The sequence below is a fragment of the Gardnerella sp. KA00255 genome (assembly GCF_049244095.1).
GTDB lineage: Bacteria > Actinomycetota > Actinomycetes > Actinomycetales > Bifidobacteriaceae > Bifidobacterium > Bifidobacterium vaginale_F.
Genome location: NZ_CP058374.1, coordinates 1,401,709 through 1,409,572 on the forward strand (window position 1 = coordinate 1,401,709; position 7,864 = coordinate 1,409,572).

Annotated in this window: 5 protein-coding genes; 3 read left to right on the forward strand and 2 right to left on the reverse strand. The window is 40.7% G+C overall.

The window, feature by feature from the left end; all coding sequences use genetic code 11:
* Positions 1 to 26: 26 nt before the first annotated feature.
* The gene (locus tag HXT51_RS05585; protein ID WP_421776375.1) at positions 27 to 2,042 is read right to left on the reverse strand and encodes a DUF6020 family protein; all 2,016 of its coding nucleotides are present in this window, start codon (positions 2,040 to 2,042) and stop codon (positions 27 to 29) included.
* Between the two features lie 256 nt (positions 2,043 to 2,298).
* Here HXT51_RS05585 and HXT51_RS05590 point away from each other — a divergent pair, with 256 nt between their 5' ends.
* Complete coding sequence (locus tag HXT51_RS05590) at positions 2,299 to 3,180, forward strand: biotin--[acetyl-CoA-carboxylase] ligase (protein ID WP_421776832.1); 882 nt, start codon at positions 2,299 to 2,301, stop codon at positions 3,178 to 3,180.
* 218 nt (positions 3,181 to 3,398) lie between these two features.
* On the opposite strand, the gene HXT51_RS05595 is transcribed toward HXT51_RS05590, so the two are convergent.
* Complete coding sequence (locus HXT51_RS05595) at positions 3,399 to 4,058, reverse strand: biotin transporter BioY (protein WP_103084664.1); 660 nt, start codon at positions 4,056 to 4,058, stop codon at positions 3,399 to 3,401.
* A 156-nt stretch (positions 4,059 to 4,214) separates the two neighbouring features.
* On the opposite strand from HXT51_RS05595, the gene HXT51_RS05600 reads away from it, so the two are divergent.
* The gene (locus tag HXT51_RS05600) at positions 4,215 to 6,173 is read left to right on the forward strand and encodes a biotin carboxylase N-terminal domain-containing protein (RefSeq protein WP_103084665.1); all 1,959 of its coding nucleotides are present in this window, start codon (positions 4,215 to 4,217) and stop codon (positions 6,171 to 6,173) included.
* Positions 6,173 to 7,801 (forward strand): acyl-CoA carboxylase subunit beta, encoded by a 1,629-nt coding sequence (locus tag HXT51_RS05605; protein ID WP_421776376.1) that lies wholly within the window; start codon positions 6,173 to 6,175, stop codon positions 7,799 to 7,801. Before HXT51_RS05600 ends, HXT51_RS05605 begins: the two co-directional genes overlap by 1 nt.
* Positions 7,802 to 7,864 lie beyond the last annotated feature (63 nt).

Consider the following 7,864-nt stretch of genomic DNA (forward strand, 5'->3'; position numbering starts at 1 on the left):
TATTATATTTATTCCGTTTATTCCATTTATTCTGTTTTATTAGATATTTTATTAGAACAAGTGTTTTCTATTTTATTCAGATTCGTGCCATTTTTATCAATCGTCGGCATTTCTTCTGTTTTTAGTGATTCGCGCCAAAAAGTTAAAGCTGTAAACCAAAAAACAAAAGCAACTGGTAGCATATGTCTTTCAAAATTATTTGCAGGAGCAAGCATCATAACTCCAACTAAAAGCGCTAACGGCATGTGTAAAGCGAATGTTTTCCATCTTCTACAAACTAATTCTGAAATACCAATAAGTAACGTTGCAATAACATACGTATTGCCGTGAATAAGCCATCCAAACTCATTACTATCGCTTATATCGCTTGAAGTATTGTATACATCTTTACGCCAATCTGGCATCCAATATTTTATCCACGTTGAATTAAAAATATTATCTGTGTAAATGTAATATTCTGGTCCAACATAAGGCTTGTCTGTAATATCAAAATAACCGTAAGTTTTCGCTAAAAATGCGTCTGTAGCTACAACAGGACTGTGTGAAACGATAAGCCACCAAGCGTGATTAAATTTATTTAAGTCCGATTTATTTACGTAACGCCAACGGTAGCTTACTTTTTTAGATTGCATTCCAGAAGACTTAACAGGGTCGGCATCTTGAGGATTATAAGTTTCAGCAGTTTGATCAATATTAAAAATTGGCGCTAGTTCTTTTTGTGCTTCTTTAGGTATGCTTTCTGGATCTAATTTGGCAATGCGCGCGATTTGTTGTAGTTGAAGTCCGCGGCTTTCAATCGGGTCGCCGCTTATTATTACTCCATTGTGTATAAGTAATGCGATTGAACCATGTATTGCAATAGTTGGTAAAAGTAGGCAGCAAACCCATATGAGCCAACGTTTTCTTTCGCTTATAAGTAGTATCACGAATTGGATTACTAGAATGTACCAAGCGTATTTTGCTGCTATAAGCATTACGCATACGGATATAACAAGTTCTAGTATTGTGTACCATTTGTAGTTTTTATTTCTAAGCTCGTATAAAGTTCCAAACCACCATGTGAAAGCGAATGCGAATAATGGTGATTTTGTTAAAGCGATAGTGCTAAAAATAACGAGTGGGCTTAATAAGAATGTGACTAATACGGCAAAACGTATGAAAACAGGAGTGTCAGGGTGACTTTTCCACGGCTGGTTTAGGAATCTGTGCGCTGTTGCAGCACAACACCATATTGCGAATAGGAATTGAAGAGACGCGAGTATTACGATTCCTGCATCATTCGAGTCGGTGAAATACCTAGAAACGGCTGTTACTGATCCATAAATAACAGTTAAAACAATATTATGCTGATCTGTTAAATACGTTGGTTGCGATGGCCATAAATAATGTGCTGTCGGATAAATATCGGCTGGAACAAAGCTAAAGAATCCAATATAAGGTTGTTTTAATCCAGTAACTTGATTCCAAGCCCAACTGTATTCGCGTATTTGTGAGCAAATATCTGCGCCATAAGCAGCTAAAAGTGTAACTGGAATCCACAGCCACCCAATAAATAGCGTGATTATAAGTCTTAAACGTGTAGAAGTTATATTTATAATGGCAGTTCGAGCAAATTTTATAGCTGATACAGAAATATATTGGGAGAGTTTTATTGGAATCAGAAGGTAATTTGGTAATTTTGTTGAAGCTTTTGCTAAGTTGTGAGCATATTTGGAAATAAGTTTTCTAACAAAATTCCATGATTTTATTATGCAATTAGGAAGATGTGAAGTTTTACCAAAGTGTACAGCGATTAGAAGTATTAAGTAATAGCAGGCGAAAGAAATAATGAGAATTAGCCAGTTTTGCCATTGAAAATCTGTAATAGAATAAAAAACTACATTTTTACCAATTGAAGATTTTTCATAATTTTGCATTCTAAAAATAGGCCCGATACTTGTACACAAAGCAAACCATGCGCATAGCGTGATCATAAGAGTATGCTCTGCTATTGTTCGCGCAATTTTTAGTATGCTCTTTAAATGTGTATAAGTATTGTTCATTATTCTGCCTATGTTAGTTGCTTGAAGCTATGTTATTAGCTTACATCTTTTAAGCGCTAAATTTAATTGCTGGATTTAATAACTGGATTTGATAGCTTGATTTGATTTGCTGGATTTGATTTGATTGCTGGGCTTGATTTGATTTGCTGTGCCTAATCGCTTGGCTTGATTGAAATTCTTTATTTTGGGTTATAGCCTAAAAGTCACGTATATAATAAATATTATGAATATTCATATAAATCCTGATGTTACAAGAATGCCTTCATTGTCTGCTCATGAAGTATTGCCATTAACTGAAGCTTCATCAGACGGACTCGTATACGTAGCTTGTACAGATTCTACACAAAATATCGCTAGAGAAATGATTTTAAATGGCGATATTCGTGTTAAAAAAAGTGGAGAGCTTCCAATTTATGCGATTGTTGCAGATGATCAAACAGCAGGACGAGGTCGTCTTGGACGAGAATGGGTGAGCAGGCCAGGTGAAAGCTTCTTAGTTTCTTTCGTAACGCTTTTGCCGAAAAAGATAGTTATGGACGCGGATCGAAATGGATGGTTGCCTATTCTTTCAGGTTTTGCAACTAGAGACGCTTTATTAGAAACTTTTAGCAAGTATAAAAGTGAAGCAATTCACGGAAAAGATTGTACTTTAAAACTTAAATGGCCTAATGACATATTTCTGCATGATTGCAAAGAAGGCGGAATATTAACAGAACTTGTTTCTTCAGTAGACGAGGATTTAATTGGCGTAGTTTTTGGAATAGGTTTGAATTTGCATGTTCCTCAAGAAGTACTACCTATAAAAATGGCAGCATCATTGCAAATGCATATGACTTCTTTGCCTGAATCGTACGAGTTAAGAGATGTGATTGCGTCAAATATTGTAAGAGGATTGCGCTCGCGTTTAGCTGATTTTGTAGAAAAGTATCCGAATAATTCGTCTGATTTGCTTAATGAAGTTAATGAAGTTTGCTGGACTCTTGGACGTGAAGTCAGCGTGCATCCTGTGGATGGAGATGTTGTTAAGGGTGTTGCTTTGAGAATTGGAGAAGATGCTTCGCTTACGATTCGCAAAGATTCGGGGGAAGAAGTTGTTGTTAAAAGCGGTGATGTTAACGCTGTTGCGTATGAAAAATGAGATTTAAATAAAGCATACGCTATGACTTGCTTTCTGCATTAGTGTCTCATTTTGCTTGTTTTAAGACACTAGTGCAGATGAGTTACTGCGCGCGTGTCTCATTTTGCTTGTTTTAAGACACTAGTGCAGTTGTCGTTCTGCATTAGTGTCTCAAAACAAGCGTAGTGGAACATTTGCCGGAGATTTTCCGACAAATGCTCCACTTATAGAAGTTATGTTTAGTTGTTAGCGCGCTTCTTATTAAGAACGTTGTAGAATCCGGAGCAAACCGCGCTAGCAACAAAGGCCTTAATTAAATCGCCAATCATGAAGATAATCAAGGTTGCGGCAGCAGTTGAAAGCGGCATGCCGGTTAAGTAGCTTTGGCCAAAAATGCCGAATGCGTAAATAACAATCGTGCCGATTATGGAAGCTACAGCGTAAGTGCTGAAACGTGCGAAAGTCTTTTTGAATGAACGTTCTGGCATCATAGCGTCAAGAGCCACATCAAATACGCGCTTCAAAGCGGCAGTTGCTGCAACGCCAAAAATAAAGCCAACAAGGAAGCCTGCGGTTGGTCCTACGAAGGCAACCCAACCGGCCTTACCGCCAGCGAACACAGGCATGCCTGCAGCGCCAATAGCAAGATACATAATTACTGAGGCCACGCCTTTGCGCCAATTCAAGGTTAAACCAGCAATGCACAAAACAAGAGTTTGCAAGGTAATCGGCACAGGAGTAACAGGATAAATATAAATTGCGCCTGCCATAGTAGAAAGAGCCAAAAGCACAGTAAGAAGAGCTGGCTTAGAAATCCAAATTGCGGCTGCTTTCAATTTGTTTGCAACTGTTGCTCCATTGAATGCTGATGCTGCATTGTTTTTGTTCATGTTAGTCATGAAAACCTTCTTTCGTTTTTTAAACGTTTTCCGTTTCGCTAAACACATTACGTGCCGTAAAAATCATGTGCATTGGAGAAGTATACAAAATTTTGTGCAAGCTTTTGTGTATGTTGGCTCATACTAAAACGCGAATTTTCCGATATTTTTTATCGTATGGTTACGAATATCAAAAAATTACTCATCGCTAATCGCGGTGAAATCGCTTTGCGTGTTATCCGCACGGCGCATGAAATGGGCATTTCTACGGTTGCTATTTACGCGCCAACAGATCGCAATGCTCAATTTGTAGAAATGGCAGATGAAGCGTACGCGCTTTCAGGAGACACCTATCGCGATACTTATTTGAATGAAGACGCGATTCTTGACATTATTCAAAGAAGTGGTGCTGACGCAGTACATCCAGGCTATGGATTCTTATCTGAAGTTGCATCTTTCGCGCAGAAAGTCAACGATGCTGGTGTGATTTGGATTGGACCTCGTCCGGAAGCGCTGATTGATTTAGGGGATAAGATCACAGCTAGACGAGTTGCAGTACGCGCAAAAGTACCTCCTGTTCCTGGAATCTCAGATCCAGTAAAAGATATTCGAGAGCTTTTAACATTTGCGCAAACTCACGGTTACCCGGTTATGATGAAGCGCACTGATGGCGGTGGCGGACGAGGCATTACCGTTGTGCATAACGACGACGAGTTGCGCGGTTTTTATATGAATCACGACGCTTTGCAAGGCGGAGATTTAGACGAATACTTTATTGAACGCTTTATAGATAAAGCTCGTCACGTCGAAACACAATGTGGACGTGACAGTCATGGGAATTTCACCGTATATTCCACGCGCGATTGCTCTGTGCAGCGCCGCAATCAAAAGTTAGTTGAGGAGGCTCCTGCGCCGTTCTTAACGGACGATGAGAATGATCAGCTTCGCAGATATTCTCGTAACCTATTTGAAGCTGTTGATTACGTGGGCCTTGGCACGTGTGAATATATGGTGACTTCTCAGCATAAGGTTTACTTCCTTGAAGTTAATCCGCGTTTGCAAGTCGAGCACACTGTTAGTGAGGAAGTTAGTGGACTTGATTTAGTTCGCGAGCAATTAAATATTGCAAATGGCAAGAATCTTACTAAAGATCCAGAGCCGCGCGGACACAGTTTTGAGCTTCGTATTACTTCTGAAGATCCTGCAACTAATTTGACTCCAAGTTCTGGAACTTTGACGAAAATCAAGTGGCCTTCTGGACCTGGAGTTCGTGTTGACTTTGGCGTAGAAGAAGGAGATAACGTATCTCCAAAATTTGATTCTATGATGGGCAAGTTAATTATAACCGCACAAAGTCGTGAAGCTGCTGTAGCTCGAGTTCGTCGTGCTTTGAAGGAATTATGCATTGAGGGCGTGCCAACACCTGCAAAACTTTTTGAGCAGATTTTTAACGATCCAGAGTTTACTGCTGAAAATCACAGTTTTGACGTATCTACTAAGTGGATGGAACGCAAGTATTTGAATCGTGTTCCTGCAGCTTCTTTGGGCGGGCAGCCAGCATCTCTTGTTTCTGGTCAGGTTTCAGGTGAGCCTGAAAACAAGCAGCCTGCTATGGAATCATTCGTAATTGAAGTCGATAACAAGCGCGTAAAGCTTACAATTCCTCAAGATATTGTCGATAATCTTACTGGTTCTGCGCGAGTACGTAGTGTTTCCAGAGTTTCGCAGCCTCTTCGTGGTCGTAGTCTTCGCGGAGATACGCATAAAAATGAGGAGCAAAAGCAGATTCCTGGCGTTATAGCTGCTCCTATGCAAGCTGTTATTACGCGTGTGAATGTTGCTGAAGGTCAGAAGGTTGCTAAAGGTGATTTGCTGGCTGTTCTTGAGTCTATGAAGATGGAAAATTACGTGTATGCTCCAGCTGCTGGAACTATTACAGGTATTTTTGTAAGTCCTGGAGATGGCGTTGAAGCTGGCGCAAAAATCGTGACTATTGATATATCCGGTAGTTCGAAGAGCGGCGCAAATAAGTCTGAAGATTCTAACAATTCTGAAGATTCCAACAAGTCTGAAAATAATGCGAATACTGCAAATTCTGCTGAGTCTGCTGAAAAGTCGGAAGGAGAGCAGAAATAATGAGTGCCTTAGTAAAAGATAGGTCATCTCTTCTAGCAAAAAATTCGAGTTCGAAATCCGATTCAGAAGAGCAAACTTTGCAGCCAAGACGTGGAAAAGCAGCCGTTCAGCATGCAGCTCAATTAGCTAGAGATGCTGAGCAAACAGCTTGCGAACGTCAGCATGCAAAAGGAAAAGGCACTGCACGAGAACGCCTAGATTTGCTTTTTGACACCGGATCATTCGTGGAAATCGGACGTTTTAACGGCGGCGACATTAATAACGATGTTGCCGGATGCGCTGTAATCACTGGTTTTGGTGAAGTTTATGGCCGAAAAGTTGCAGTTTATGCGCAAGACTTTTCTGTTAAAGGTGGAACTTTAGGCAAAGCTGAAGGTGAGAAAATCTGCCATCTTTTGGATATGGCTTTAGAGCTTCGAGTGCCTGTTGTTGCAGTAATTGATTCAGGCGGTGCACGTATTCAAGAAGGCGTTAGTGCGCTTATGCAGTACGGACGAATCTTCAAAAAAACTTGTGAAGCAAGCGGTTTAATTCCGCAAATCTCACTAATTCTTGGTCCTTGCGCCGGTGGTGCAGTTTATTGCCCTGCACTAACTGATTTGATTATTATGACTCGCGAACATTCGAACATGTTCGTCACTGGACCGGATGTTGTTAAAGCTGCAACCGGCGAGGCTATTAGCATGGACGATTTGGGCGGCGGTCTTGTACATAACGCAACTTCCGGCGTCGCTCACTATTTGGGCGAAGATGAAGCTGACGCAATCGATTATGCGCGCACTGTTTTGGCTTATTTGCCATCTAGCTGCGAGTCTGAGCCTCCTACTTTTGCCTATTCTGCTACTCGTGCAGATCGTGAAACTGCGCGAGAATTAGCAAATATCGTGCCGGATAACGATCGTCAGCCTTATGACGTGCTTGACGTAATTCGAAGAATCGTTGATTACGGTGAGTTTGTGCAAGTTCAGGAATTGTATGCTGCTTCTGCAGTAGTCGGTTTTGCTTGCATTGAAGGGCATCCTGTTGGGATTGTTGCAAATCAGCCTAAAGTAAACGCTGGTATTTTGGATGTTAATTCTTCCGAAAAAGTAGCGCGATTTGTGCGATTGTGTGATGCTTTTAATCTTCCAGTCGTTACCTTGGTTGATACGCCTGGTTATAAGCCGGGATCAGATCAAGAGCATGCTGGAATTATTCGCAGGGGTGCAAAAGTGATTTACGCTTACGCGAATGCTCAAGTTCCGCTTGTAACAGTGATTTTGCGCAAAGCTTTTGGTGGAGCCTACATTGTTATGGGCTCGAAATCTATGGGTGCTGACGTAAATTACGCTTGGCCAACCAGCCAGATTGCTGTTTTAGGCGCTCAAGGTGCTGTGAATATTATTCATCGAAAAGATTTACATAAAGCAAAAGAACGCGGTCAAGATGTGGATGCTTTGCGTAAAAAACTTGTTGACGAATACGAGGCAACTACTGTTAATGCAAATCTTTCGCTAGAAACTGGTCAGATTGATGCAATGATCGACCCTGAGCAGACTCGCGATATGATATCTGGTTCTCTGAGTCTTTTACGTAGCAAAAAGCGCGTTTCGAGGACCGGTAAGCATCATGGTAATCAGCCTATGTAAATGAATCAATCAGTTATTGAATATTGAATTTATAAAAAGATCTAAATCAGATATCAACGAGAA